The 24432-nt window shown below is 66.8% G+C and carries 22 protein-coding genes and 2 rRNA genes; 16 read left to right on the forward strand and 8 right to left on the reverse strand.

Annotation, left to right across the window (positions count from 1 at the left end; all coding sequences use genetic code 11):
- From cobA to C2I19_RS13575, 16 genes are all read left to right on the forward strand, one after another.
- Window positions 1–762, forward strand: a complete 762-nt coding sequence (gene cobA, locus C2I19_RS13500) for a uroporphyrinogen-III C-methyltransferase (RefSeq protein WP_103903212.1) — start codon at window positions 1–3, stop codon at window positions 760–762.
- Window positions 759–1460, forward strand: coding sequence for a cobalt-precorrin-7 (C(5))-methyltransferase (locus C2I19_RS13505; protein WP_103903213.1), 702 nt, complete (start codon window positions 759–761; stop codon window positions 1458–1460). Before cobA ends, C2I19_RS13505 begins: the two co-directional genes overlap by 4 nt.
- The gene (locus C2I19_RS13510) at window positions 1457–3028 is read left to right on the forward strand and encodes a precorrin-8X methylmutase (protein WP_103903214.1); all 1572 of its coding nucleotides are present in this window, start codon (window positions 1457–1459) and stop codon (window positions 3026–3028) included. The genes C2I19_RS13505 and C2I19_RS13510 overlap by 4 nt, the downstream gene beginning before the upstream one ends.
- Window positions 3025–4158 carry a cobalt-precorrin-5B (C(1))-methyltransferase CbiD gene (gene cbiD / locus C2I19_RS13515; protein ID WP_103903215.1) on the forward strand — a complete coding sequence of 378 codons (1134 nt, stop codon included), beginning with the start codon at window positions 3025–3027 and terminating at the stop codon, window positions 4156–4158. The genes C2I19_RS13510 and cbiD overlap by 4 nt, the downstream gene beginning before the upstream one ends.
- Entirely contained in the window at window positions 4155–4883 is a 729-nt protein-coding gene (cobI, locus tag C2I19_RS13520) for a precorrin-2 C(20)-methyltransferase (RefSeq protein WP_103903216.1), read from the forward strand. The genes cbiD and cobI overlap by 4 nt, the downstream gene beginning before the upstream one ends.
- A gap of 370 nt (window positions 4884–5253) precedes the next feature.
- Entirely contained in the window at window positions 5254–6084 is an 831-nt protein-coding gene (gene cobM, locus C2I19_RS13525; protein WP_233201189.1) for a precorrin-4 C(11)-methyltransferase, read from the forward strand.
- On the forward strand, window positions 6081–6920 hold the full coding sequence (locus C2I19_RS13530) for a cobalamin biosynthesis protein (protein WP_103903218.1): 840 nt from the start codon (window positions 6081–6083) through the stop codon (window positions 6918–6920). Before cobM ends, C2I19_RS13530 begins: the two co-directional genes overlap by 4 nt.
- A gap of 363 nt (window positions 6921–7283) precedes the next feature.
- On the forward strand, window positions 7284–8828 hold the full coding sequence (gene cobJ / locus C2I19_RS13535) for a precorrin-3B C(17)-methyltransferase (protein ID WP_103903219.1): 1545 nt from the start codon (window positions 7284–7286) through the stop codon (window positions 8826–8828).
- Window positions 8825–9931 (forward strand): CobW family GTP-binding protein, encoded by a 1107-nt coding sequence (locus C2I19_RS13540; protein ID WP_103903220.1) that lies wholly within the window; start codon window positions 8825–8827, stop codon window positions 9929–9931. The genes cobJ and C2I19_RS13540 overlap by 4 nt, the downstream gene beginning before the upstream one ends.
- A gap of 3 nt (window positions 9932–9934) precedes the next feature.
- The gene (locus C2I19_RS13545) at window positions 9935–10726 is read left to right on the forward strand and encodes an ABC transporter ATP-binding protein (RefSeq protein WP_233201190.1); all 792 of its coding nucleotides are present in this window, start codon (window positions 9935–9937) and stop codon (window positions 10724–10726) included.
- Window positions 10723–11691, forward strand: coding sequence for an ABC transporter substrate-binding protein (locus tag C2I19_RS13550; RefSeq protein WP_103903221.1), 969 nt, complete (start codon window positions 10723–10725; stop codon window positions 11689–11691). Before C2I19_RS13545 ends, C2I19_RS13550 begins: the two co-directional genes overlap by 4 nt.
- Entirely contained in the window at window positions 11688–12710 is a 1023-nt protein-coding gene (locus tag C2I19_RS13555) for a FecCD family ABC transporter permease (RefSeq protein WP_233201191.1), read from the forward strand. The genes C2I19_RS13550 and C2I19_RS13555 overlap by 4 nt, the downstream gene beginning before the upstream one ends.
- Before the next feature lie 28 nt (window positions 12711–12738).
- Window positions 12739–13341, forward strand: coding sequence for a cob(I)yrinic acid a,c-diamide adenosyltransferase (cobO, locus tag C2I19_RS13560; RefSeq protein WP_103903222.1), 603 nt, complete (start codon window positions 12739–12741; stop codon window positions 13339–13341).
- The gene (locus C2I19_RS13565; protein ID WP_103903223.1) at window positions 13341–14633 is read left to right on the forward strand and encodes a cobyrinic acid a,c-diamide synthase CobB; all 1293 of its coding nucleotides are present in this window, start codon (window positions 13341–13343) and stop codon (window positions 14631–14633) included. The genes cobO and C2I19_RS13565 overlap by 1 nt, the downstream gene beginning before the upstream one ends.
- Window positions 14630–15274 carry a 5,6-dimethylbenzimidazole synthase gene (gene bluB / locus C2I19_RS13570; protein WP_103903224.1) on the forward strand — a complete coding sequence of 215 codons (645 nt, stop codon included), beginning with the start codon at window positions 14630–14632 and terminating at the stop codon, window positions 15272–15274. The genes C2I19_RS13565 and bluB overlap by 4 nt, the downstream gene beginning before the upstream one ends.
- Before the next feature lie 123 nt (window positions 15275–15397).
- On the forward strand, window positions 15398–16489 hold the full coding sequence (locus C2I19_RS13575; protein WP_103903225.1) for an SGNH/GDSL hydrolase family protein: 1092 nt from the start codon (window positions 15398–15400) through the stop codon (window positions 16487–16489).
- Between the two features lie 34 nt (window positions 16490–16523).
- On the opposite strand, the gene C2I19_RS13580 is transcribed toward C2I19_RS13575, so the two are convergent.
- The 8 genes from C2I19_RS13580 to rrf (C2I19_RS22980) all read right to left on the reverse strand — a co-directional run.
- On the reverse strand, window positions 16524–16949 hold the full coding sequence (locus C2I19_RS13580) for a VOC family protein (protein WP_103903226.1): 426 nt from the start codon (window positions 16947–16949) through the stop codon (window positions 16524–16526).
- Window positions 16950–16961: 12 nt separating this feature from the next.
- Complete coding sequence (locus tag C2I19_RS13585; protein ID WP_103903227.1) at window positions 16962–17744, reverse strand: enoyl-CoA hydratase/isomerase family protein; 783 nt, start codon at window positions 17742–17744, stop codon at window positions 16962–16964.
- Between the two features lie 86 nt (window positions 17745–17830).
- Window positions 17831–18187 carry a cysteine-rich CWC family protein gene (locus C2I19_RS13590; RefSeq protein ID WP_233201192.1) on the reverse strand — a complete coding sequence of 119 codons (357 nt, stop codon included), beginning with the start codon at window positions 18185–18187 and terminating at the stop codon, window positions 17831–17833.
- 54 nt (window positions 18188–18241) lie between these two features.
- Window positions 18242–18664 carry a hypothetical protein gene (locus C2I19_RS13595; protein ID WP_103903228.1) on the reverse strand — a complete coding sequence of 141 codons (423 nt, stop codon included), beginning with the start codon at window positions 18662–18664 and terminating at the stop codon, window positions 18242–18244.
- A gap of 109 nt (window positions 18665–18773) precedes the next feature.
- Entirely contained in the window at window positions 18774–19994 is a 1221-nt protein-coding gene (locus tag C2I19_RS13600; RefSeq protein WP_103903229.1) for a branched-chain amino acid ABC transporter substrate-binding protein, read from the reverse strand.
- Between the two features lie 128 nt (window positions 19995–20122).
- Entirely contained in the window at window positions 20123–23716 is a 3594-nt protein-coding gene (gene putA / locus C2I19_RS13605) for a trifunctional transcriptional regulator/proline dehydrogenase/L-glutamate gamma-semialdehyde dehydrogenase (RefSeq protein ID WP_103903230.1), read from the reverse strand.
- 420 nt (window positions 23717–24136) lie between these two features.
- Window positions 24137–24251 (reverse strand): 5S ribosomal RNA (gene rrf, locus C2I19_RS13610).
- A gap of 89 nt (window positions 24252–24340) precedes the next feature.
- A 5S ribosomal RNA gene (gene rrf / locus C2I19_RS22980) occupies window positions 24341–24432 on the reverse strand; the annotation flags it as partial.

Below are 24432 nucleotides of genomic sequence, written 5' to 3' on the forward strand. Positions count from 1 at the left end.
ATGACGGGCAAGGTTTACCTGATAGGCGCCGGCCCCGGCGACCTGGAAATGCTGACGCTGAAGGCCGCGCGCTGCCTGCAACTGGCCGACGTGGCGCTGGTGGACGATCTGGTGCATCCGGACATTCGCACCCTGCTGCGGCCGGACGCCGAAATCGTGCCGGTCGGCAAGCGCGGCGGCTGCCCGTCTACGCCCCAGGCGGCCATCGAGCAGCGGATGATAGACGAGGCCCGCGCCGGCAAGACGGTGGCGCGCCTCAAGGGCGGCGACCCCTTCGTCTTCGGCCGCGGCGGCGAGGAAATGCTGACGCTGCAAGCGGCCGGCATTGAGGTGGAAATCGTCAACGGTCTCAGCGCCGGCCTGGCGGTGCCGGCCACCTTGGGCATCCCGCTGACCCACCGCCATTTCGTCCACGGCGTTTGTTTCGTCTCCGGCCACCCGCACCAGGACGACGACGAGCCCAACTGGCAAGCGCTGGCGCAAAGCGGCATGACGCTGGTGATCTATATGGGCGTCAAACGGCTGCCCTTGATCCGCGCCGAACTGCTGCGCCACGGCCTGAAACCCGACACCCCGGCGGCGGCGATAGAAAACGGCACGCTGCCGCAGCAGCGCCAGGTGTTGAGCACCCTGAGCGCGCTGGAACAAGACATGAGTACGGCCGGCATCCACAGCCCGGCGCTGATCGTCATCGGACCAACGGTGGCGCTGGCGTCCTGTAGCCCGTCCGCCGCCAACGACATAACGAAGGAATACGCATGATCATCTGCATAGGCGCCGGCCCCGGCGATATCGGCTACCTGCCGCAGCGCTCGGCCCAACTGATACGCGAGGCCGACGTGGTGGCCGGCTTCAACGCGGTGGTGGACATGGTCCGCCCGCTGATCCCCGACAGCGCCGAAGTGATCCAGATGGGCTACCGCGACCAAGTGGCCCAGCTGGACATCGTCGCCGAGCGCCACCATGCCGGCAAGAAGTGCGTGGTGGTGTTCATGGGCGACATCCACTTCAGCGGCTTCCAGTACCTGGAGCGGGTCGAACGCGCCTGCGGCCACCCGGTGGAAACGATACCCGGCATCTCGTCGGCGCAGATCCTGGCCTCCCGCGGCAAGGTGTGCTTCGACGAAACCAGCTTCATCACCTTCCACCGCCGCGGCGACCTGACCCCGTTCAAGCGCCACCTGGTGCACGTGCTGCAAGACGGCCGCAACGCCATCGTGATCCCCTGCCCCTGGGACGAGGCGCGCTCCTTCATGCCCTGGCACATCGCCGCCTATCTGCTGGAAAACGGCATCCCGGCCAGCCAGCCGGTGGAAGTGTGGGAAAACCTGACCCGCAACGAGGCGGAATGGCGCGGCACCCTGGCCGAGTGCGCAGAGCAGCGCTTCTCCGACATGAGCATCATGCTGATCCGCACGCTCTCGCCGATGGACAGCCAGATCGAGCCGACCCACAAATGAGCACGCAAGACTACGCCATCGTGCTCGCCGGCCACGGCAGCCGCGACCCGGGCGGGGTGAACGAAGTCATGCAGCTGGTGGACGCGCTGAAGGCGCGCGCCGGCGACCGCCCCGTCGCCCACGGCTTTCTGGAATTCGCCCGACCGACCATAGACGAGGCGGTGGAGCAGGTGCTGGCCGCCGGCGCCAAGACCGTGGTGATGGTGCCCGGCGTGCTGCTGGCCGCCACCCACGCCAAGAACGACATGCCCAGCGAGTTGCTGGCGCTGCAGCAGGCGCATCCGGGCGTAGCCTTTCACTTCGGCGCGGCGCTGGACCTGCATCCGCGGCTGTTGGCGCTGTGCCGCCAGCGCATCGTCGAGGCCGAGGCCGCGTCGCCGCAGACCATCTCGCGCAATGACGCCTGTCTGGTCGTCGTCGGCCGCGGCACCTCGGACCCGGACGCCAATTCCGAAATCTCCAAGCTCGCGCGGATGCTGGAGGAAGGCCTGGGCTTCGCCGCCTCCTTCGTCTGCTATTCCGGCACCGCCAAGCCGCTGGTGGCCGACGGCCTGCGCGCCGCCGCCATGCTGGGCTACCGCCGCATCGTGGTGCTGCCCTACTTCCTGTTCGACGGCGTGCTGGTCAAGCGCATCTACGGCGCGGCGGCGGACCTGGCGGCGCGCCATCCGGAGATCGAGGTGCTGAGCACTGCTTATCTGGGCCCGGACCCGCAAGTGGCCGAGGTGTTCCTGGAGCGGGCGCAGGAAGGCGTGGAGGGCCGCGCGGCGATGAACTGCGCGTTGTGCAAGTACCGGGTGCAGATCGTCGGCTTCGAGCAGCAAGTGGGCGAGCCGCAGCGCGGCCACCACGGCAAGGTGCGCGGCCTGCTGGAGCGCGAGCCGGCGCCAAACCAGCCGCCGGCCTGGAAGCGCTACACCCCGCATCCGATCGAAGCCGAAAGCATGCGCATCATAGATGAAGGCCGCGACTGGTCGGCCTTCCCGGCCGAGCAGCGCACCGCGCTGATGCGGCTGGTGCACACCACCGGCGACTTCAACAGCGTCGACGACCTGTTCTTCTCCGCCGGCGCTTGCGAAACCGGCATGCGCGCGCTGCTGCGCTGCCGCCGCGTGGTCACCGACGTCACCATGGTGGAAACCGGCCTGAAGCGCGAGGTGCTGCGCCAGCTGGAAGTGGAAACCTGGTGCGGCGTGCACGACGAGGAAACCCGGCTCTTGGCCGAAGCCAGCGGCCTCACCCGCTCTGCCGCCGGCATCCGCCGGGCGTGGCAGAAGTTCGGCAACGACTGCGTGGTGGCGATAGGCGACGCGCCCACCGCCATCCGCGAAGTGGTGCGCCTGGTGCGCGATCACGGCTGGCGGCCGCAACTGGTGGTGGGCCTGCCGGTGGGTTTCGTCGGCACCCGCGAATGCAAGGAAGAGCTGCGCGCGCTGCTGCAAGTGCCGCGCATCACCAACCGCGGCACCCGCGGCGGCTCGCCGTGGGCGGCCACCGTGGTCAACGCGCTGATGATAGACGCGATCGAACACGTTCATCATCAGCAGCAACAGCAACGGGAAGAATGAGCCCGGTGCGCCAGCCCTACGACCTCGCCGCCCCCGCGCCCAACGGCATGCGCCGCGGCCGCACCACCGGCAGCTGCGCCACCGCCGCCGTCAAGGCGGCGCTGATGCTGTTGCTGGACGGCGTAGTCGCGGACGAGGTCGACATCAGCCTGCCGGACCCGGACTTTTACCTGGCAGTGCCGGTAGAGATCGTGGCCTGGCTGGACGAAAACACCGTGCGCGCCGAAGTGCTGAAGTACGCCGGCGACGACCCGGACAACACCGACGGCGCGACGATATTCGCCGAGGTGAAGTTGAACGACACCGGCGCGCTGCGCTTCCTGGCCGCGCCCGGCGTCGGCATGGTCACCCAACCCGGCCTGCGCATCCCGCCCGGCGAGCCGGCGATCAACCCGGTGCCGCGGCAGATGATGCGGATGGCCGTGGACGAAGTCCTGGCCGGCCGGCCGGCCCCCGGCATCGACCTGGCGATAGGCTGCGTCGACGGCGACAAGATCGCCAAGCGCACCTTCAACCCGATGCTGGGCATCGTCGGCGGCATCTCCATCCTGGGCACCAGCGGCATCGTAGAGCCGATGTCGCAGGCGGCGTGGATCGCGTCGATCGAGGTCTATGTGCGGGTGGCGCTGGGCGAGCTGCCGACTGCCATCGCCTTCACCCCCGGCAAGATAGGCCGCGGCTACGCCGCCGACACGCTGGGGCTTCAGAAGAAACAGGTCGTCCAGATCGCCAACTTCGTCGGCGATTCGTTGGACTTCGCCGAATCGGTGCTGATCGAACAGGGCCGCATCCTCGACACGCTGTGGGTGCTGGGCCACCCCGGCAAGATCGCCAAGCTGCTGGACGGGGTGTGGGACACCCACTCCGGCAAGAGCGGCATGGCGATGGACGCCGTCGCCGGCGTCGCCGCCGACCTGGGCCATGCGCCCGAGCTGGTGGCGCAAATCAAACAAGCGAATACCGTGGAGAACGTAGTGCAGATCATGAGCAGCCAGCCGGACGCGCGCGGCTACTGGATGGAGATAGAACGCCGCACCGCGGCGCGGATGGCGACCAAGGTGCCCAGCGTGCGGCAGGTGGCGGTGCGCCTCTTTAGCATGGACGGCACGCCGCTGGGAGAAGCCGCATGAAGCTGGGCAAGCTCATAGGCATAGGGGTAGGGCCGGGACCGGCCGGCTTGATTCCGGTGGCGGCGCTGGCCGCGCTGCGCGAGGCCGACATCGTCTACCTGCCGCGCGCCACCTCCAGCGACACATCCGTCGCCCGGCAATGCCTGGCAGGACTGGCGCTGGACGAAAGCCGCTTTTGCGAAATCGAGTTCGAAATGAATCCGGATCGCGGCGCGCTGTCGCGCCATTACGGCGCGCTGGCCGAGCGACTGGCCGCCGAATTGAAAACCGGCCGGAACGTCGCCTACCTGACCATAGGCGATTCGATGACCTACTCCACCTACGGCTACCTGCTGGCGGCGCTGCGTGAAATGCTGCCGGCGCTGGAGACGCAGACCTTCCCCGGCGTCACCAGCTTCGCCGCCACCGCGTCGGCCCTGTCCTGGCCGCTGGGCGAAGGCAAGGAACGCATCCTGATCCTGCCCTGCCCCGACGACATGGCCGAGCTGCAAGCCGATATCGAAAGCCACGACATCGTGGTGCTGATGAAGATAGGCAAGCGGCTGCCCGACGTGCTGGCGCTGCTGAACCAGATGGGCATCGCCCAGTTGTGCGCCTTCGCCCGCCGCATCGGCCTGCCCGGCGAAGTGCTGTGCGCCGACGCCTCGCAATTGACGGCCGAGGCCAGCGGCTACCTCGCCACCATGCTGATCCGCAAGGCAGCCAGAGAAAGACGCCATTCATGAACGCGCCTTCTTGCACCGTAGGGCGGAAGCCCGATGACATCGGGCGCTCCGCCGCGCTTACGGTAGTGAGTCGGCAAGCGGGTCGCGGCGGATCGCCCCTTTGGGGCATCCGCCCTACGCTATCCACTGCAGACCTCCTATGCGATCAAAGCCAACGCCGCGCCCTCCCTCTCCCCTCGCGGGAGAGGGCCGGGGAGAGGGGGCGATGCACTGCGTATCCCTCGCCGACTCTGCCAAGCCGTCGCAGGGAAGGTGGATCGCCCCTTTGGGGCATCCGCCCTACGCTATCCACTGCCGACCTCCTATGCGATCAAAGCCATCGCCGCGCCCTCCCTCTCCCCTCGTGGGAGAGGGCCGGGGAGAGGGGGCGATGCCAATTTTCCACCGAGGTTTCGAAATGAAAGTGTATTTCATCGGCGCCGGCCCCGGCGCCGCCGACCTGATCACCTTGCGCGGCAGCCGCCTGTTGGGCGCGGCGCCCATGGTGCTGTACGCCGGCTCGCTGGTGCCGGCCGAGATGCTGAGCCACTGCCGTCCGGACGCGGAGATCCATGACACCGCCGAGCTGAATCTGGACCAGCAGGAGGCGCTGTACCGCCGCGCCCAGGCCGAGGACAAGGACGTGGCGCGGCTGCACTCCGGCGATCCGGCCATCTACGGCGCCACCAACGAGCAGATGCGCCGGCTGGAAGCGCTGGGCATCGCCTATGAAGTGGTCCCCGGCGTGTCCTCGTTCACCACCGCCGCCGCCGCGCTGTGCAGCGAACTGACCCGGCCCGAGGTGTCGCAGTCCATCATCCTCACCCGCACCAGCGGCCGCGCCAGCGCGGTGCCGGAGACGGAATCCATCGCCAGCTTTGCATCTCACCGCGCGACGATGTGCATCTTCCTGTCCGGCCAGCGGCTGAAACAGACCGTCGCCGACCTGTCGCTGCACTACCCGCCCAGCACCCCGGTGGCGCTGGTGCGCCGCGCCAGCTGGCCGGACCAGTCCGTCCACCGCAGCACGCTGGGCAAGATGCTGTCCGAGGTGAAGCAGAAAGACTGGCTGCTGACCACGCTGCTGCTGGTGGGCGAAGCGCTGTCGCGCGAAGGCGGCGTCGAATCCAGCCTGTACGCGGCCGGCTTCACCCACATCTTCCGCGACGGCGACGAGCGCAAGACCAAGCGGGCCAGCCTGCAGAAAGAAAACCAGGCATGAGCCGCGCCGTGTGGCTGGTGCGCGCCGAAGCGCTGCCCTTGGGGCAGAAGCTGGCATCGGCGCTGGACGCCCGGCTGTACCAGCCGTGGCTGGAGGCGGATGCCAGCGGCCGCGAGCAATTCCGCGCCGCCTTCCACGCGCACAGCCACTGGGTGCTGGTGATGGCCAGCGGCATCGCCGTCCGCTATCTGGACGGCCTGCCGCAAAGCAAGTACAGCGACCCGGCGGTAGTGGTGATGGACGAAGCCGCCCGCTTCGCCATCCCGCTGTTGTCCGGCCACGAAGGCGGCGCCAATGCGCTGGCCTACGAAGCGGCGCGGCTGACCGGCGCGGTGCCGGCCGTCACCACCGCGACGGAGGCGATCAAGCCGCTGATGCTGGGAATCGGCTGCCGCCGCGGCAAAAGCGCCGAGGCCATCGAACAAGCGGTATTGCAGGCCTTGGCTGGCCGAGCGTTGTCCGACGTGCGCGAAGTAGCGACGATAGACCTGAAGGCCGACGAAGCCGGCCTCTTGGCATTCTGCGCCCGCCACGCGCTCCCGCTGCGCGTCATCGCCCGCGAAGACGTCGCCGCCCGCGGCTGGACCGGCACGCCGTCGGACTGGGTGCGGCGGAACGTCGGCGTGGACGGCGTGTGCGAGCCCTGCGCGCTGATCGCCAGCCCGCGGGGGAGGTTGATCGTGCCCAAGACCGCAGTGGATGGGGTGACGGTGGCGGTGGTGGAGGATGCCCCTCTCTCCCCAACCCCTCTCCCGCGAGGGGAGAGGGGCTTGACGCAGTGCGTAGCGCGGGTTGGCCATGCCATACCCGCGAGCGAGGCGGCCGACAAAACATGAGCCATCGGAAATGGAATCGCGGGTATGGCCTGGCGTCCAACCCTCGCTACGGACTTACCCGCCCGCAGGGCGGAACCAGCACCCCAAGATCGTCCGAGGAGAGGGCACGACGCCCCCTCTCCCCAACCCCTCTCCCACAAGGGGAGAGGGGCTCCAACATGGACACTGCGGTAAGGCGGAAGCCCCAAAGGGGCGTTCCACCGAGTACGCGGCGGCAAACCCCATACCACGTCTACCCCTTGGGTGGGCATACGGGGATTTTCCCACGCGGGGCGCATCGCACACCTATCCAGCTTTGCAGAAACCATCTGCAAACCAACACCCGACATTGCATAACCATCATCCATGAATACGAATGAACCCATGACCGGCAAACTCTACCTCGTCTCGGTCGGCCCCGGCCGCGCCGAACTGATCCCCGACCTCGCCCGTCAGGCGCTGGCCGCGAGCGACGTGATCGTGTCCTACGACCTCTATCTGACCTGGGTGCAACCGTGGATAGCCGGCAAGGACATCCGCACCTTGCCGCTGACCCAGGAGCGCGAGCGCGCGCAGCTGGCGCTGGAGGAAGCCCGCGCCGGCAAGACCGTGGCCCTGCTGTCCAGCGGCGACATCGGCGTCTACGCGATGGCCACGCTGGCCTACGAAGACATGCGCGAGGACGATGTGTTCGATGTGCAGCTGATCCCCGGCATCACCTCGGCCAACTCCTGCGCGTCCTTGCTCGGCGCGCCGCTATCGCACGACTTCGCCACGCTCAGCCTGTCGGACCTGCTATGCCCGTGGGAGTGGATCGAAACCCGCGCCCGCCACATCGCCCAGGCCGACCTGGCGGTGGTGTTCTACAACGTGCAAAGCCGCCAGCGCCAGGAAGGCGTCTACCGCATCCTGGACATCATGCTGGAGCACAAGAAGCCGGAGACGCTGTGCGGCATCGTCCGCAACGCCTACCGCGAAGACCAGGCGGTGGAGATCGTCACCCTGGCCGAGCTGCGCACCCGCCGCTTCGACATGCTGACCAGCATCGTCATCGGCAACCGCTTCACCCGCCGCAAGCGCGAGTGGATGTTCACCCCGCGCGGCTACTTCAACTGGGACAACACCAGCGATACGGTGAAGGCCGACGCGCTGCCCGCCGGCGCCGCCTGGGTGTTTTCCGGCACCAGCGACGGCAACGCGCTGTCGCGCGCCATCGCCGAAACCGGCCGCGCGGTGGTGGTCAGCAGCGCCAGCGATTACGGCAACGAGCAAGCGCAGCAAGCCGTGCCCGGCGTGGCCACCGTCAGCGGCCGTCTCGGCGTTGAGCGCCGCCGCGAGCTGCTCTCCGGCAGCCAGGCCAGCGCCATCGTCGACGCCACCCACCCTTACGCCAGCGAGATGTCGCAGCAGCTGATGGCGCTGGCCGAGGAGCTGGCCCTGCCCTATCTGCGCTACGAACGGCCGGCAAGCGCAAGCGCGCATCCGGTCATCCATTGCGCCGACGCGGACACGGCCGCCAGGCTGGCGATGGCTCGCGGCCAGCGCATCTTCCTCGCCACCGGCAGCAAGGAGCTGCACCGCTTCCTCGCCGCCGACGCGGAGCAAAAGCATCAATGGTTCGTGCGGCTGGCGCCTGACCCGCAGCATTTGCAGCGGGCACTGGACTTAGGTCTCCCGCGCGCGCGCGTCTGCGCAATGCAAGGCCCGTTCTCGCAAGCCGCCAACGAGGCGCTGTGGCGCGATTGGGGAATCGACTGCGTGATCAGCAAGGACGGCGGCGAGGCCGGCGGCTTCGACGCCAAGGCCGCCGCCGCGGCGGCGCTGGGCATACCGTTCATCGTCATCGATCGTCCGCGGCTGGATTACCCGCAAGCCTTTGGCGACTTCGCTTCCGTGCTGGCGGCCCTGCCGCAGGGAGGCCAGGCATGAGCGCGCCGCGCCTTCCCGTCACCGTGCTGACCGGCTTCCTCGGCGCCGGCAAGACCACCTTGCTGTCCAAGCTGCTGGAAAACAACAAGCAACGCCGGCTGGCCATCCTGGTCAACGAGTTCGGCGAGGTGTCGATAGACGGCGGCCTGCTGCGCGACGCTGATGCCGGCGGCGTGGAAATCCACGACTTGGCCAACGGCCTGGTCGCCTACGACGACGACGCCGACTTCCTGCCCACCATGCTGGCGCTGTGGCAACGCCGCCAGCAGATCGACCACGTGCTGATCGAAACCTCGGGCCTGGCGCTGCCCAGCGCGGTGATGGCCCAGCTGCAAAGCGAGGCGCTGGCGCCTTATTTCGTGCTGGACGCGACGCTGGCGGTGGTCGACACCCCGCTGCTGCTGGCCGGCCACTTCGCGCCGGCCGGAGACGGCGGCAAGGCCGACGCGGTGGCGGAGCTGTTCGACCAGCAGCTGGGCCACGCCGACATCGTGGTGCTGAACAAGATAGACGCGCTGTCCGCCGACCAGCTGCTGGCGGCTGAGGAAGCCGTTCGCCGGCAAGCGCCGTCGATCCGCTTCATCGAACTGGCCTATCAAGCCAAGCTGGACACCCGGCTGACGCTGGGCCTGCATCTGCACGAGGCCGCGCCGGCCGCGCACCGCCATTACGGCCCGGTGGCCAGCATGCCCGGGCTCGCGATGCGGCCGCTGGCCAACCAGGGGCTGCTGGACGGCCACAGCCACGGCGGCCAGGCCGCGCACAGCCACGGCCTGTCCACCCACAAGCATTTCCACGAGCAGGACCCGGGCTGGCAATCGTTCATGATACGCAGCAAGGAGGCGCAGCATGCCGACAAGCTGGCGGCGGCGCTGGAGGCCATCGCCCGCGAGGAGCCGCTGCTCAGGATCAAGGGCTTCGCCGCCTGCGCCGACGGCCCCGGCCGGCTGCTGGCCCAGGGCGTGCGCAAGCGCATCGAGTTGAGCCGCGACCAGGCGCTGGCCGCGCCGCGTCAGGCGCAGTTGGTGTTCATCGGCTACCACCCCAGCCGCCCGCGCGTGGTGGCCTTGCTGCGCGACATCACCGGCGCGCATTGGAGCTAGGCGGTGAGCGCATTGGAACTATGCGGCCTGGACTGGTCACCGGACGCCGCGACAGCGCCTGAGGCGAGGCTGCTGCGCGACATCGCGCTGACCGTCCGGCCCGGCGAATTCGTCGGCGTCATCGGCCCCAACGGCAGCGGCAAGACCAGCACGCTGCGTTGCGCCTTCCGCTTCAACAAGCCGCTGGCCGGCGAAGCCAAACTCGACGGCGCCGACATCTGGGGCCAATCCGCCGCCTCCTTCGCCCGCCGCGTCGCGGTGGTGCTGCAGGAATTCCCGGAGGACTTCGGCCTGACCGTGCGCGAAGTGGCCGACATGGGCCGCATTCCGCACCAGTCGCTGCTGCGCGGCGGCAGCGCCGCCGATCATGCCATCGTCGACGACGCGCTGGACCAGGTGGGCCTGACGTCGCAGCAACACCAGCCTTTCGCCACGCTGTCCGGCGGCGAGAAGCAGCGCGCGCTGCTGGCGCGGGCGCTGGCTCAGAAGCCAGAGCTGCTGATCCTGGACGAGCCGACCAATCACCTGGACCTGCGCCACCAATTGTCGCTGCTGCGCTTGGTGCGCCGGCTGGGCATCGCCGCCATCGCCACGCTGCACGATCTGAACCTGGCCGCCGCCTTCTGCCACCGGCTGTACGCGCTGAAGGCCGGCCGCGTCGTCGCCAGCGGCGCGCCGGAAGCGGTGCTGACGCCGTCCTTGCTGGCCGAAGTGTTCGGCGTGCGCGCGCTGGTGGATCGCCACCCGCTGGCCGGCCACCCCCGCATTACCCTATTAGAAGAAGAAATCCAATGAAACGCATCCGCCCCTCGCTCATCGCCTGCGGCCTGGCCGCGCTGCTGTCCGCCCAAGTCCACGCCACCCGCTACCCGTTCACCCTCCAAAGCTGCAACCGCCAGGTGACTTTCCAGCATGCGCCGCAACGCGCGGTCAGCCACGACATCAATCTGACCGAGATGATGGCGGCGCTGGGCCTGCAAAGCCGCATGGTCGGCTACACCGGCATCAGCGCCTGGAACAAGCTGAACGCGCCGCTGAAGCAGGCGCTGGGCGCGCTGCCGGAGCTGGCCGGCGATTACCCGTCGTCCGAGGTCTTGCTGGCCCGCAACGCCGACTTCTTCTTCGCCGGCTGGAACTACGGCCTGCGCGTCGGCGGCCCGGTCACGCCGGCCTCGCTGGCGCCCTTGGGCATCCATGTCTACGAGCTCAGCGAATCGTGCGCCCACGTGATGAAGCGTCCGGCGGCCAGCCTGGACGACGTCTACCGCGACATCGGCAACCTCGGCCGCATCTTCGACGTGGAGCCGCGCGCGCAGAAAGTGGTGGCCGAGATGCGCGCCAAGGTGGACGGCGTCGCCGCCCGCGTCGCCAAGCGCAAGGCCACGCCGTCGGTCTTCGTCTACGACAGCGGCGAGGACCGCCCCTTCAGCGCCGGCCGGCTGGCGATGCCCGACGCGCTGATCCGCGCCGCCGGCGGCCGCAATATCCTCTCCGACGTCAACGCCAGCTGGACCCGCGTCGACTGGGAAACCGTGGTGGCGCGCAATCCGCAAGCCATCGTGATCATTGACTACGGCAAGGTCACCGCGCAGCAGAAGATCGCCTTCCTGCAGAAACACCCGGCGCTGAACAAGATCGCGGCGGTGCGCGACAAGCGCTTCATCGTGCTGCCCTATGACAGCGCGACGCCCGGCATCGCCAATGCCGACGCGATAGGCGCGCTGGCGCGCGGCCTGCACCCGGAGGCCTTCGCCAAGTGATCCGCGCCGCAGCCAACCGTCTATCGGCCTGGCCTTTGCTGGGCCTCTTGCTGGCCCTGCTCGCGCTGTCGCTGCCGCTGGCTTCCGGCCTGGGCGCGGCGCCGGCGGCCTTCTCCGTCAGCTCCAATGTGCTGCTGCACCAGCTGGGCCTGCCGGTGGAACCGGCCTGGCAGCCGGGCCAGGACTTGATCATCTGGCAGCTGCGGCTGCCGCGCGTGCTGCTGGGCGGCATGGTCGGCGCCGGTCTGGCGCTGGTGGGCGCGGCCTTGCAAGCCACCACCCGCAACCAGCTGGCCGATCCGCACCTGCTGGGCGTCAGCTCCGGCGCCACGCTGGGCGCGGTGACGGTGCTGCTGTTCAGCGGCAATGTGCTGGGCGGCGCCACGTTGCCGCTGGCCGCCTTCACCGGCGCCTTGCTGGCGACCCTGCTGGTCACCGGCATCGCCGTGCGCCAGCGCCGCTTGCAAGCCGAGCGGCTGCTGCTGGCCGGCGTGGCCGTGTCCTTCCTGCTGATGGCGCTGGCCAATCTGATGCTGTATCTGGGCGACCACCGCTCGGCCTCGGCGGTGCTGTTCTGGATGCTGGGCGGTCTGGGCCAGGCGCGCTGGGAGCTGCTGCCGGCGCCGCTGGCTGCGCTATGCCTGGGCCTGGCCGCGCTGCTGATGGTAGCCAGGCCGCTGAACGCGCTGATGGCCGGCGAGCAGACCGCCGTCACGCTGGGCATACGCGTGACCCGGCTGCGGCTGGCGGTGTTCGCCGCCTCCTCGCTGCTGACCGGCACCATGGTCGCTGTCAGCGGGGCGATCGGCTTCGTCGGCCTGATGATTCCGCACATCGCCCGCCGCTGCGTCGGCGCCGACCACCGCCGCCTGCTGCCGGCCTGCGCGCTGTTGGGCGCGCTGTTCCTGATCTGGGTGGACGCCGCTGCGCGCACGCTGATCGCGCCGGAAGACATCCCGGTCGGCGTCGGCACCGCCGCCGTCGGCGGCGCCTTCTTCATCTGGCTGCTGCGCCGCTGACGGCGCCGGCCCACACAAGGACGACATTATGAAAACCGATCCGGCCTCCCACCAGCGCATGACCGAGAAGCGCAAGGCGGGCTTCGAGAAGAAAAAGGCCGCCGCCACCGGCGAAAAAGGCCTGCTCATCGTCAACACCGGCACCGGCAAGGGCAAGAGCAGCGCCGCCTTCGGCATGGGGCTGCGGGCTGTCGGCCACGGCATGCGCCTGGGCGTGGTGCAGTTCATCAAGGGCGCGCTGCACACCGCCGAGCGCGACCTGCTGGGCGGCTTCGACAACTGCGACTTCCACACCATGGGCGAAGGCTATACCTGGAACACCCAGGACCGCGAAGCCGACATCGCCACCGCGCGCAAGGGCTGGGAACAGGCGCTGGCGATGCTGGGAAGCGACGATTACGACATGGTGATCCTCGACGAATTGAACGTGGTGCTGAAGTACGAATACCTGCCGCTGGACGAAGTGCTGGCCGCCTTCTCAGCCCGCCCGGCGATGCAGCACGTGGTGGTCACCGGCCGCCACGCGCCGGAAGCCTTGCTGGAGGCCGCCGACCTGGTCACCGAGATGCGGCTGGTCAAGCACCCCTACCGCGAGCAGGGCATCAAGGCGCAGCGCGGAGTGGAATTCTGATGACGGCCCGCCGCTGTCCGGCGCTGTTCCTGACCGCCCCCGCCTCGCACCAGGGCAAGACCACGGTGACGGCGGCGCTGGCCCGCCATCACCGCAATCAAGGCCGCCGGGTGCGGGTGTTCAAGACCGGGCCGGACTTCCTCGATCCCTATATTCTCGAGCGGGCCAGCGGCCACGCCGTCTACGGCCTGGACCTTTGGATGAACGGCGAGGACGACTGCCGCGCCCGGCTGCATCAGGCCGCTGCCGACGCCGACCTGATCCTGATCGAGGGCAGCATGGGCCTGTTCGACGGCACGCCCAGCAGCGCCGACCTGGCCGCCCTGCTCGGCGTGCCGCTGGCGGCGGTGATAGACGCCGCCGGCATGGCGCAGACCTTCGCCGCCGTCGCCCATGGCCTGACCGGCTTCCGCCCCGGCCTGGCCTTCCACGGCATCATCGCCAACCACGTCGCCAGCGAGCGCCACGCCGAGATGCTGGCCCAGCAACTGCCTGAGCACCTGCCGCTGTTGGCCGCGCTGCGCCGCGACGAGGCGGTTCGGTTGCCGGAACGCCATCTGGGCCTGGTGCAGGCGCAGGAAATCGCCGATCTGGACGCCCGCCTCGACCGCGCCGCGGCGCAGATCGCGGCCACCGCGCTGGCCGAACTGCCGCTGGAGGTCGAGTTTCCCGACTTTGCTCCTCCTGCCATGCCGCCGCTGCTAGCAGGCAAGCGCATCGCCATCGCCCGCGACACGGCCTTCGCCTTCGTCTATCCGGCAAACCTCGAAACGCTGGTCCAACTGGGCGCGGAGCTGGCCTTCTTCTCGCCGCTAGCCGACGCCGCGCTGCCCGATTGCGACGCCGTCTACCTGCCCGGCGGCTACCCGGAACTGCATCTGGACGCGCTGGCCGCCAATACGTCGCTCAAGGCGGATCTGCATAAGCACACCGCGGCCGACAAACCGCTGTACGCCGAGTGCGGCGGCATGCTCTACCTGCTGGACAGGCTGACCAACCGCGAGGGCGGCAGCGCGGCAATGCTGGGGCTGCTACCCGGCCACGCCACGCTGCAAGCGCGGCTGTGCGGGTTGGGCCTGCAGCAAATGGACTTTCCCGGCGGCGCGCTGCGCGGCCACACTTTCCACTACACCCGGCTGGAAACGCCGCTCGCCCCCGCTTGCCATGCCCGCAGGGCCAGCGGCGCGGGCATGGGCGAAGCGCTATACCGACAGGGCAGCCTGCTGGCCAGCTATTTCCACGCCTACTTCCCCTCCAACCCCTTAGCCACCGCGAGCCTGTTCCTGCCATGAACCGATATCCGCAAGCCGACATAGACGCCGTCTACCGCGCCATCCGCGAACGCCGCGACATGCGCCACTTCAAGCCAGATCCGGTCGATCCCGAAATCCTGCAACGGCTGCTGGAAGCCGCCCACTTCGCGCCCAGCGTCGGCTTCATGCAACCCTGGCGCTTCATCCGCATCCGCAACGCCGAGCTGCGCCAACAACTTCACGCGCTGGTGGAGGAAGAGCGCGTGCAGACCGCCCGCGCGCTGGGCGAACGCGAGGACGCGTTCATGAAGCTGAAAGTGGAAGGCGTGCTCGATTGCGGCGAAGTGCTGGTGGCGGCGCTGATGGACGGCCGCGAGCGCCACGTGTTCGGCCGCCGCACGCTGCCGGAGATGGACCTGGCTTCGGTGGCCTGCGCCATCCAGAACATGTGGCTGGCCGCGCGCGCCGAGGGCCTGGGCTTGGGCTGGGTATCCATCTTCGACCCGGACAAGCTCGCCGCCCTGCTGGCCATGCCGGCCGGCGCGCGGCCGGTGGCGATACTGTGCATAGGCCATGTCGAGGCGTTTTACGAAAAGCCCATGCTGGAGCAGGAAAACTGGGCCAGCCGACAACGGCTGGCCGATCTGGTGTTCGAAGACGGCTGGCCGCGCCAGGACTGACTTCTCGTCCCGAGCCAAGCCTCAGGCCACTTGCATACAATCGATCGCGCCTTCATGAAAATGTCCATTGAATTTATGTAATCCCAAACAATAATTCAATAGCATTTTAAAAAGGAGAGATGCATGAAATATGCAAAAGAACTGACCGCCCTATGCTTGCTTTCGCTTGCCGCTATGGCTCAGGCCGACGCGCCGGCGCCGCGCTGGGCCGTGCAGACCGAAGGACGGCAGGTGCGCCATGCCGACGGCTGGCAAGCCACCTGGCCCGGCGTCAACTGGAGCATCCGCGTCGCCGCCCAGGCGGTGGGCGTCGCGCTTGACGACGCGGTCAATGACTATTCGCTGGAAATAGACGGCAAGGCCGCGCAGAAGATCAGCCCCGCCGCCGGCGCGCGCACCATCTGGCAAGATCTACCGGACCGCAAGCCGCACATTGTGCGCTTGTTCAAGCTGACCCAGTCGCCGGACAATCCCGGCCTGTTCCAGGGATTCTCGCTGCGCGAGGGCCGCGCGCTGGCGCTGCCGCCCAAATCGCGCCGCCAGATAGAGTTCATCGGCGACTCCTGGACCGTGGCCTACGGCAATCTGTCCGACACCCGCGATTGCACCGACCAGCAAATCGTCGAGCGCAGCGACGCCAGCCAGAGCTTCGCCGCCTACCTCGGCACATTCTACGGCGCGCAAATACAAAACAACGGCATGTCCGGCATGGGCATGGTGCGCAACTGGGGCGGCAATATGCCGCAGGTGGATTACCGCAGCTACCATCCTCGCCTCCTGCAAAACTTGCCGCAAACCGCGCCCGGCAATAACGCCGACCATCGCTACGGCTGGCAACCGCAACTCGTGGTGATCGCGCTGGGCATCAATGACTTCGGCACCGATGTCGGTCCCAACGAAGGCCACAGCCAGGCGCAATTGGCCGCGGATTATCTCAAGGCCTATCACGGCCTGATCACGGAATTGAAACAGCGCTACGACAACCCGGCGTTCCTGCTGGCAGGGACTTTTCTGTGGCCGGCCGACCGGATGCGTCCGCTGGTCAGCCAGGTGGTGGATGAGGAAAGGCAAAAAGGGACGACGGTGGCCTATGTGGACTGGCAGAATATCGAGCTGACCGGCTGCAACTGGCACCCCAACCTGGCCGACCACGCCAAGATGGCCACGCAAATGGAAACCGCCATCGGGACGCTGGGCAATATTTGGGACAAGTAAATCGGCGGACGCCGCGCCTCCCGGCGCGGCCCGCTCAGGCTGCCGGCAGCGGCCAGTGAGGATTCCAGGCCACTTCCCACAAGTGGCCGTCTGGGTCTTGGAAATAACCGGCGTAGCCGCCCCAGAAGGTATCCTGGGCCGGCTTGACGATGGCCGCGCCGGCCCGCTCGGCCTGGACCATCGTTTCGTCCACTGCCGCGCGAGTGGCCACGTTGTGGCCTATCGACAACTCGGCGGCGCTGCGCGGCTGCAAAGAGAGGCCGGCATCCTGCGCCAGGCTGGCGCGCGGGTACAAGGCCAGCTTCAGCCCGCCCTCCAGCTCGAAAAACGCCACGGCGCCGTATTCGAATTCGCGGCCCACGATGCCTTCGGTCTTCAGCCCCAGGCCATCGCGGTAAAAACACACCGCGCGCGCCAAATCATCCACGCCCAGCGTCAGCAAAGTGATGCGCGCTTTCATGCCGGCCTCCCCTCACCGTCCCTTGAACTCAGGCTGCCGCTTGTCCAGAAAAGCCTGTGTGCCGATGCGAAAATCCTCGCTTTGCGCAACCAGGCCAAAGTAGTCGGCCCCCAGCCGCGCCGACTCGTCCTCGCTCATGGACAAGCCCCGGTGAATGGCTTCCCAACTCAAGCGCACGGCCAAGGGCGACTGGGCCATGATTTCGCGCAGCAGCGCCTCGGATTCGGCGATTAGACGGTCCGCCGCCACCACCCGGTTGACCAGCCCCAATCGGCAGGCTTCTTCCGCGTCGATCAAACGCCCGGTCAGCAGCATTTCCGCCGCTCTGCCCTTGCCTATCAGCCTGGGCAGCCGCGTGGTGCCGCCGAAACCTGCCACCGCGCCGATTTTCACTTCTGGATGGCCGAAACGGGCTTGCGGCGCGGCCAACCGCAGCATGCAGGCCTCGGCGATTTCCAATCCCCCGCCCAGCGCGTCGCCATGGATCGCCGCCAGCACCGGCTTGCCCAGCGTCTCTATCCTCCCAGTCACCGCCACCGCCAGCCGGGCCAGCTCTCGCACCTCGGCGGCCGATGCGCGGCTTAAATAGCCGATATCCGCTCCGGCGGAAAACGCGCGGCCCTGCCCTGTCAGCATCACCGCTCCCGCCGCCTCGTCCCGCTCCGCTCGCTCCAGCGCGGCCAGCAACTGGCCCAGCAAAGCGGGGTTCATCGCATTCAGACAATCCGGCCGACGCAACTCCAGCATAGCGATGCCGCCTTCTACGCCATAGCTCACCACTTCCCGCTCTTGCATACGCCTCCCTTTCAGTTCGCCGGCCAGCCGGCATCTGCGAGTCCGCGGGTCAGTCCATCCGGATATGACGCGCAGCGCCTGGTCTGTCATTTGCCCCCTGTTCGACCCATGCTTTTTTTCTGCAGGCAACTGGGGCACAGACAATCTCCATCCGTCTCCCGCACCGGCAACTCATGCGGCAGGTCCATGCACCAGCAACCGCCCTGCTCGCCGCCCGCGCCGCAGGTAAAGCCGCTGCCGCAGCTTGCGCACACTTTGGGCTGAACAGGCAGGGGCAAAGCCAGCAGCCGCTGCCACACCGCTTCTTTCCTCACGGGGCTATAGCTGGACCAGCCAGCTATCTCGTCCAGCGTGCGCCGGCAGCCCACGCAAACTTGGCCGCTGTCGTCGAGCCGGCACACGCCGATGCAGGGCGACGGCGGCGTCTTGTCCAATGCTTCCAAACCACACCTCAAAATTCAATCATGACTGGTGGAATGGTAGCGCGGCATCACGGCTCAGGCCAGTTGCCGCCAGCGCTGACGCAAGCCCGCCGCGTGAAACAGGCCATAGGCCAGGCAGATCAGCGAACTCCAGACGGCGAAGGCATTGAGCGCGTCCGGCCGCAACAGCCAGATTGGCAGCAGCGTCAAACCGCGCAAGAGGTAGATGGTCGTGATGACCGACAGCGCGGGCCGCAGCAAAGGCAGGCGGCGCACCCAGCCCGCGGCGGAGAAGGCATAGAGCGCCCAGATAGCCAAGACGGCGGCGATGCCCAGCGTCGCCAGCGCCGGCCACCACTCGCCCCTTCCGGCCGCCGCGGCTAAATCCGGCGGCGCGCCGAAAAAAAGATACCAAGCCGGCCCGCCGAGAATGCAGGCGAGATGCAGCAGGCTGGCCAGCAGGCTCAAGCCGCCGGCGATCAACAGATTGCGATTCATGGCGCGCCCCTATCTTGATTTTGACGATCAAAATAATAACATTGGCATTTCTCGCGCGCATGAAAAACGGCGCGATCCTTCGCGCCGTCCTGTCCTGCAAACCAAATGCTTACTTGGCCGCGGAAGCGTCCTTGCCAGCGCCGCCGCCTACGGTTTCCATCACCTTCCACTGGCCGTTTTCGACCTTGTACACGGTGATGCCGCCGTCCTTCAGGTCGCCCTTGTCGTCATAGGTCCAATTGCTGGAAGTCACGCCTTGGTGGGTGATCTTGGCCAGCACCGGCAGGTAGGCCTTGGGATCGGACGAGTTGGCGTCCTTCATGGCCTGGATCAGGGTGCGGGTGGCGTCGTAGCCGTACGGCGAGTAGGTGGCTACGTCGGTCTTGAAGCGGGCCTTGTAACGGCTTTCGTAGTCCTTGCCGCCCGGCATCTGTTCCAGCGGCAGGCCGGCCAGCGAGGCGATGGTGCCGTCGGCTTCCTTGCCCGCCAGTTGCAGGAAGGTCGGGGTCTTGGTCATTTCGCCGGAGATCAGCGGAGCCTTGAGGCCCAGGCGCTTCATCTGCTTGACCATGGGCGCGGACTGCGCGTCGGCGCCGCCGTAGAACACCACGTCCGGGTTCGCGCCCTTGATGGAGGTCAGGATGGCGGTGAAGTCGGTGGCCTTGTCATTGGTGAACTCGCGCTTCACCACGTCGCCGCCGGCTGCGCGCGCGGACTTCTCGAACTCGTCGGCCAGGCCCTGGCCGTAGGCGGTGCGGTCGTCGACGATGACGATCTTCTTCGCGTGCAGCTTCTCCACCGCGAACTTGCCCATCACGCCGCCCTGCTGGGTGTCGGAGGTCATAGAGCGGAAGGTGTTCTTGAAGCCCTGGGCGGTGAACACCGGCGAGGTGGCCATGGCGATCATCGGGATGCCGGCGTCGGAGTAGATCTTGGAGGCCGGGATGGCGGTGCCGGAGTTGAAGTGGCCGATGATGCCGGCGACTTTCTCGTCCACGAATTTCTGCGCCAGCTGGGTGGCGGTTTTCGGATCGGCCTGGTCGTCCTGCGCGTCCAGCACGAAGGTGACCGGCTTGCCGCCGATGGTCGGCTTGTCGGCGTTGGCGTCTTCGATAGCCAGCGTCACGCCGTTCTTGTATTCCTCGCCATAGTGCGATTGCGGGCCAGTCAGCGGAGCCGCGAAACCGATCTTGATCTCACTGCCAGCGCTAGCCTGGGCCGGAGCGGACGCGGCGCCGGCGGACGCGGCTTCTTCCTTCTTGCCGCAGGCGGACAGGGCGACGGCGGCGGCGACCGCCAGAGTCAGGGTGGACAGCTTGGATACTTGCATCTCTTCGTTCCTCTTCTCTTGCTTCAACTTCGAACGTCAATGTAATCGGCCGTAGCCGGGTTCAGACTTGCTCTTAAAGTAAAAACTCTGGCCGCATTATTTCAATGCGGCCAGAAGCTGGCAAGTTCTTATTCTGTCATGCTCATCAGGCTGGCGTTGCCGCCCGCCGCCGTGGTGTTCACGCTGAGCGCGCGCTCCACCACCAGCCGGTGGATATTGTAGCCCTGCGCGCCGCGCGCGATCAGCGGCACCAGCGCGCCGTCGCGGGCGGCCAGCTTGCGGCGGGCCTCCTCCGCTCCTGCGCCGTCGAACAACACCGCGGACACGTCGGCCGCCAAAACATCCACCGATGTCTCCGCATGGCCGCCCAGCGCGGCGGCCAGCTTGCGGCCCGCCTCGCTGTCCGGCAGCACGGCGCGGTTGCCGGCGGCGAAGGCCACGGCCAGTTGCTCGGCCAAGGCCTGCGCGTCGCCCGCCACGCAGCCGATGCGGCCGCGGCCGGCGAAGGACAAGACATTGTTCTCGCCGGTCGGGCCAGGCAAGGCCACGCTATGCGACAGCGGGCTTTCCTTGCGCGCGGCGGCGATGACGCCGTCCAGCGCCAAGCCCATACCCTTGGCAGCGGCGGACAAAGCGTCCAGCGCAGTCCAATCGACAGCCGCGTGCGCGACGGCCAGCTTGGGCTGCCAAGCTGCGCGGCTCAGGCGGTACAAATAGTACGGGCCGCCGGCCTTGGGGCCGGTGCCGGACTTGCCTTCGCCGCCGAAGGGCTGCACACCCACCACCGCGCCGACGATATTGCGGTTCACATAGACGTTGCCCACCTTGATCTTGCCGCAGATGTCGGCGATGGTTTCGTCGATGCGGCTGTGGATGCCGTGGGTCAGGCCGTAGCCGGTGGCATTGATCTCGGCCACCGCCTTGTCCAGATCGGCCGCGGCGAAGCGCAGCACATGCAGCACCGGGCCGAACACTTCGCGCTTCAGCTCGGACAGGTTGTCGATTTCGAACAGCGTCGGCGCCACATAGGTTCCGTGCTCGCAATCGGCGCTCAACTTGGTTTGATGCACGGCGCGCGCCGAATGCTTCAGCTTGTCGATATGCGCCAGCAAGCCGGCTTGCGCCTCCGCGTCTATCACGGGGCCGACGTCGGTAGTGAGCTTGGCCGGGTTGCCCACGGTCAGCTCGTCCATCGCGCCTTTGATCATCTTGATGACCTTGTCGGCGATGTCGTTCTGCAGATACAGCACGCGCAGCGCCGAGCAGCGCTGGCCGGCGGAGTCGAAGGCCGAGCTCAGCACGTCGGTCACTACTTGCTCCGGCAACGCCGAGCTGTCGACGATCATCGCGTTCATGCCGCCGGTTTCCGCCACCAGCACGGTGTCGTCGCCGCGCTTGGCCAAGGTGCGGTTGATGATCTGCGCCACTTCGGTGGAGCCGGTGAAGATCACGCCCTGGATGCGCGCGTCGCCGGTCAGCGCCGCACCCACCACCTCGCCGCGGCCAGGCAGGAACTGCAGCGCGGCGCGCGGCACGCCGGCTTCATGCAGCAGGCGCACGGCGTAGGCGGCGATCAGGCTGGTCTGCTCGGCCGGCTTGGCCAGCACGGTGTTGCCGGCGGCCAGGGAGGCGACGACTTCGCCTATGAAAATAGCCAGCGGAAAGTTCCACGGGCTGATGCACACCACCGGACCCAGCGGCTTGTGCGTGGCATTGTCGAATTCGGATGCGATCTGCGCCGCGTAGTAACGGCAGAAATCCACCGCCTCGCGCACTTCGGCGATGGCATTGTTCAGCGTCTTGCCGGCTTCGCGCACCGCCAGGCCCATCAGCGCGGCCATATTGGCCTCCATCAGGTCCGCCATGCGGTTCAGGCAGGCTGCGCGTTCGGCCACCGGCGTGGCCGCCCATTCCGCCGCGAAGGCAGCGGAATGGCGCAGCGCGCGCTCCACGTCATCGGCGGTGGCTTCCAGCACCTTGCCCACCACATCGTCGCGCTGAGCCGGATTGCGCACTTCCTGCAATTCGCCATCGGTCACATCGCCATCCCCCAGCATGGGAAAGGCTGCCCAGCGTTGCTGCTCCGAAGCCTGCAAGCTCAGTTGCAGCGTGGCCAGCACGTGTTCGCTGGACAGATCCAGCCCCTTGGAATTGCGGCGGCCGTTGCCGTATACGTCCACCGGCAGCGCGATCTTGCCGTGCGGCTGGCCAGCGTGGCCGGCGGCCTCGGCCACCGGGTCAGTCACCAGGTCGTCAATCGATACGGCCTCGTCGACGATGCGGTTTACGAAGGACGAGTTGGCGCCGTTTTCCAGCAGACGGCGCACCAAATAGGCCAGCAGCGTCTCGTGCGAACCCACCGGCGCGTAGATGCGGCAGGCCTTGCCCAGCTTGTCCTTGCCGACAACTTGGTCGTACAGGGTCTCGCCCATGCCGTGCAGGCATTGGAACTCATAGTCCAGTCCGGTGGACATGTTATAGATGGCCGACAGACTGTAAGCGTTATGGGTGGCAAACTGCGGGTAGATGGCGTCCTGCGCCGCCAGCAGCTTCTTGGCGCAGGCAAGGTAGGACACATCGGTGTAGACCTTGCGGGTATAGACCGGATAGCCCGGCAGGCCATCCACCTGGGCGCGCTTGATCTCCGCATCCCAGTAGGCGCCTTTGACCAGGCGCACCATGAAGCGGTGGCCGGTGCGGCGGGCCAGATCGATCAGGAAGTCGATCACGAAAGGACAGCGCTTCTGGTAGGCCTGCACCACAATGCCTATGCCCTCGAAACCCCTCAGATCCGCGTCGTTGGCCAGCGCCTCCACCAGGTCCATGGAGATTTCCAGGCGGTCGGCCTCTTCGGCGTCGATATTCAGGCCGATATTGTACTGCTTGGCCAACAGGAACAGCTCTTTCAAGCGCGGCAGCAGTTCAGCCATCATGCGCTCATGCTTCAGACGAGCGTAGCGCGGGTGGATGGCGGACAGCTTGACCGAGATGCCGGGACCATCGTAAATGCCGCGGCCATTCGATTCCTTGCCTATGGCGTGGATGGCTGTGACGTAGTCTTTCAGATAACGCTGCGCGTCGGCTTCGGTCATCGCCGCCTCGCCCAGCATGTCATAGCTGAAGCGGTAGCCGCGCGCTTCGCGTTCGCGGCCGTTTGCCAGCGCTTCTTCAATCGTTTCGCCGGTGACGAACTGTTTGCCCAGCATGCGCATGGCCATGTCCACGCCCTTGCGGATCAGCGGTTCGCCACCCTTGGCGATCAGGCGGGTCATCGCGGCCGACAGGCCGGAGGCGCTGTGCGAGGCAACCAGCTTGCCGGTCACCAGCAGGCCCCAGGCGGCGGCATTGACGAACAAGGACGCGCTGTTGCCCAAGTGGGCTTTCCAGTCGCCGCGGGAAATCTTGTCGCGGATCAGCTTGTCTGCCGTCTCGCGGTCGGGGATGCGCAACAGCGCCTCCGCCAGGCACATCAGGGCGATGCCTTCGCTGCTGTCCAGCGAGAACTCGTGCATCAGCGCGTCCACGCCGCTGGCACGGGTGCGCTCGCGGCGCACCTCGGTCACCAGTCGGCGCGCCAATTGCTGCACCGAGGCGACCTGCTCGGGACTCATCGCCGCCTGCGCAAGCAAGGCTTGCACGCATTCGCGTTCATCGCGCCGGTAAGCGGCTGTGATCGCGTCGCGCAGAGCGGACTGCTGATGAGCAAAGGATTCGAATTGCATGGGTTTCTCCGATATTGTTTGCAGCCCCGGCCTCGCATCCGGGTAAGCCGTCTATTGTATACAAGAGACGTCAAAACTGTTGGACAATATAAAATATTCTTTAGCGCTTAAACGCTATCAAACTCATGCAGGACAAGGCCTGCAACGGATTCCCTTTTCAACTCAAATGACTACAAAGTCATAAGCGGCAATTCAAAACACGGATGCTATGGCGTTTACAGACCATGTAGTCAGTCAAAATGCTCTATTTGAAATCACATCAATAGCAAACAAATGCTGTCTTGAATAGACAAATCCGACTAGTACAGTTGCAACGGCAATAGCAAACCCATGCCCTCAAACATTCATCAAAATGACACACTGCACGCGCCGTGGAAACGCAAAAAGCCCCAGGCGATTGCCTGGGGCTTCATTTTTGGAATCTGGCGATGTCCTACTTTCACATGGCGAATGCCACACTATCATCGGCGCTAAGATGTTTCACGGTCCTGTTCGGGATGGGAAGGCGTGGGACCATCTCGCTATGGTCGCCAGAAAAAACGTGAACGCTGTCGCGTAATTCTGGATTCGCTTCTCTCGAAGCGAAACGCCGAGTCGTATAAACTCGGCGCTATCGTATAGGGCGTCTGGCGGTGTCCTACTTTCACATGGCGAATGCCACACTATCATCGGCGCTAAGATGTTTCACGGTCCTGTTCGGGATGGGAAGGCGTGGG

This window comes from Chromobacterium alticapitis (assembly GCF_002924365.1).
GTDB classification, from domain to species: domain Bacteria; phylum Pseudomonadota; class Gammaproteobacteria; order Burkholderiales; family Chromobacteriaceae; genus Chromobacterium; species Chromobacterium alticapitis.

What these genes read in the sequence shown, in the direction of transcription:
- cobA (WP_103903212.1), top strand. Translation starts at nt 1, where the DNA reads ATGACGGGCAAGGTTTACCTGATAGGCGCCGGCCCCGGCGACCTGGAA.
- C2I19_RS13505 (WP_103903213.1), top strand. Translation starts at nt 759, where the DNA reads ATGATCATCTGCATAGGCGCCGGCCCCGGCGATATCGGCTACCTGCCG.
- C2I19_RS13510 (WP_103903214.1), top strand. Translation starts at nt 1,457, where the DNA reads ATGAGCACGCAAGACTACGCCATCGTGCTCGCCGGCCACGGCAGCCGC.
- cbiD (WP_103903215.1), top strand. Translation starts at nt 3,025, where the DNA reads ATGAGCCCGGTGCGCCAGCCCTACGACCTCGCCGCCCCCGCGCCCAAC.
- cobI (WP_103903216.1), top strand. Translation starts at nt 4,155, where the DNA reads ATGAAGCTGGGCAAGCTCATAGGCATAGGGGTAGGGCCGGGACCGGCC.
- cobM (WP_233201189.1), top strand. Translation starts at nt 5,254, where the DNA reads ATGCCAATTTTCCACCGAGGTTTCGAAATGAAAGTGTATTTCATCGGC.
- C2I19_RS13530 (WP_103903218.1), top strand. Translation starts at nt 6,081, where the DNA reads ATGAGCCGCGCCGTGTGGCTGGTGCGCGCCGAAGCGCTGCCCTTGGGG.
- cobJ (WP_103903219.1), top strand. Translation starts at nt 7,284, where the DNA reads ATGACCGGCAAACTCTACCTCGTCTCGGTCGGCCCCGGCCGCGCCGAA.
- C2I19_RS13540 (WP_103903220.1), top strand. Translation starts at nt 8,825, where the DNA reads ATGAGCGCGCCGCGCCTTCCCGTCACCGTGCTGACCGGCTTCCTCGGC.
- C2I19_RS13550 (WP_103903221.1), top strand. Translation starts at nt 10,723, where the DNA reads ATGAAACGCATCCGCCCCTCGCTCATCGCCTGCGGCCTGGCCGCGCTG.
- cobO (WP_103903222.1), top strand. Translation starts at nt 12,739, where the DNA reads ATGAAAACCGATCCGGCCTCCCACCAGCGCATGACCGAGAAGCGCAAG.
- C2I19_RS13565 (WP_103903223.1), top strand. Translation starts at nt 13,341, where the DNA reads ATGACGGCCCGCCGCTGTCCGGCGCTGTTCCTGACCGCCCCCGCCTCG.
- bluB (WP_103903224.1), top strand. Translation starts at nt 14,630, where the DNA reads ATGAACCGATATCCGCAAGCCGACATAGACGCCGTCTACCGCGCCATC.
- C2I19_RS13575 (WP_103903225.1), top strand. Translation starts at nt 15,398, where the DNA reads ATGAAATATGCAAAAGAACTGACCGCCCTATGCTTGCTTTCGCTTGCC.
- C2I19_RS13580 (WP_103903226.1), bottom strand. Translation starts at nt 16,949, where the DNA reads ATGAAAGCGCGCATCACTTTGCTGACGCTGGGCGTGGATGATTTGGCG.
- C2I19_RS13585 (WP_103903227.1), bottom strand. Translation starts at nt 17,744, where the DNA reads ATGCAAGAGCGGGAAGTGGTGAGCTATGGCGTAGAAGGCGGCATCGCT.
- C2I19_RS13595 (WP_103903228.1), bottom strand. Translation starts at nt 18,664, where the DNA reads ATGAATCGCAATCTGTTGATCGCCGGCGGCTTGAGCCTGCTGGCCAGC.
- C2I19_RS13600 (WP_103903229.1), bottom strand. Translation starts at nt 19,994, where the DNA reads ATGCAAGTATCCAAGCTGTCCACCCTGACTCTGGCGGTCGCCGCCGCC.
- putA (WP_103903230.1), bottom strand. Translation starts at nt 23,716, where the DNA reads ATGCAATTCGAATCCTTTGCTCATCAGCAGTCCGCTCTGCGCGACGCG.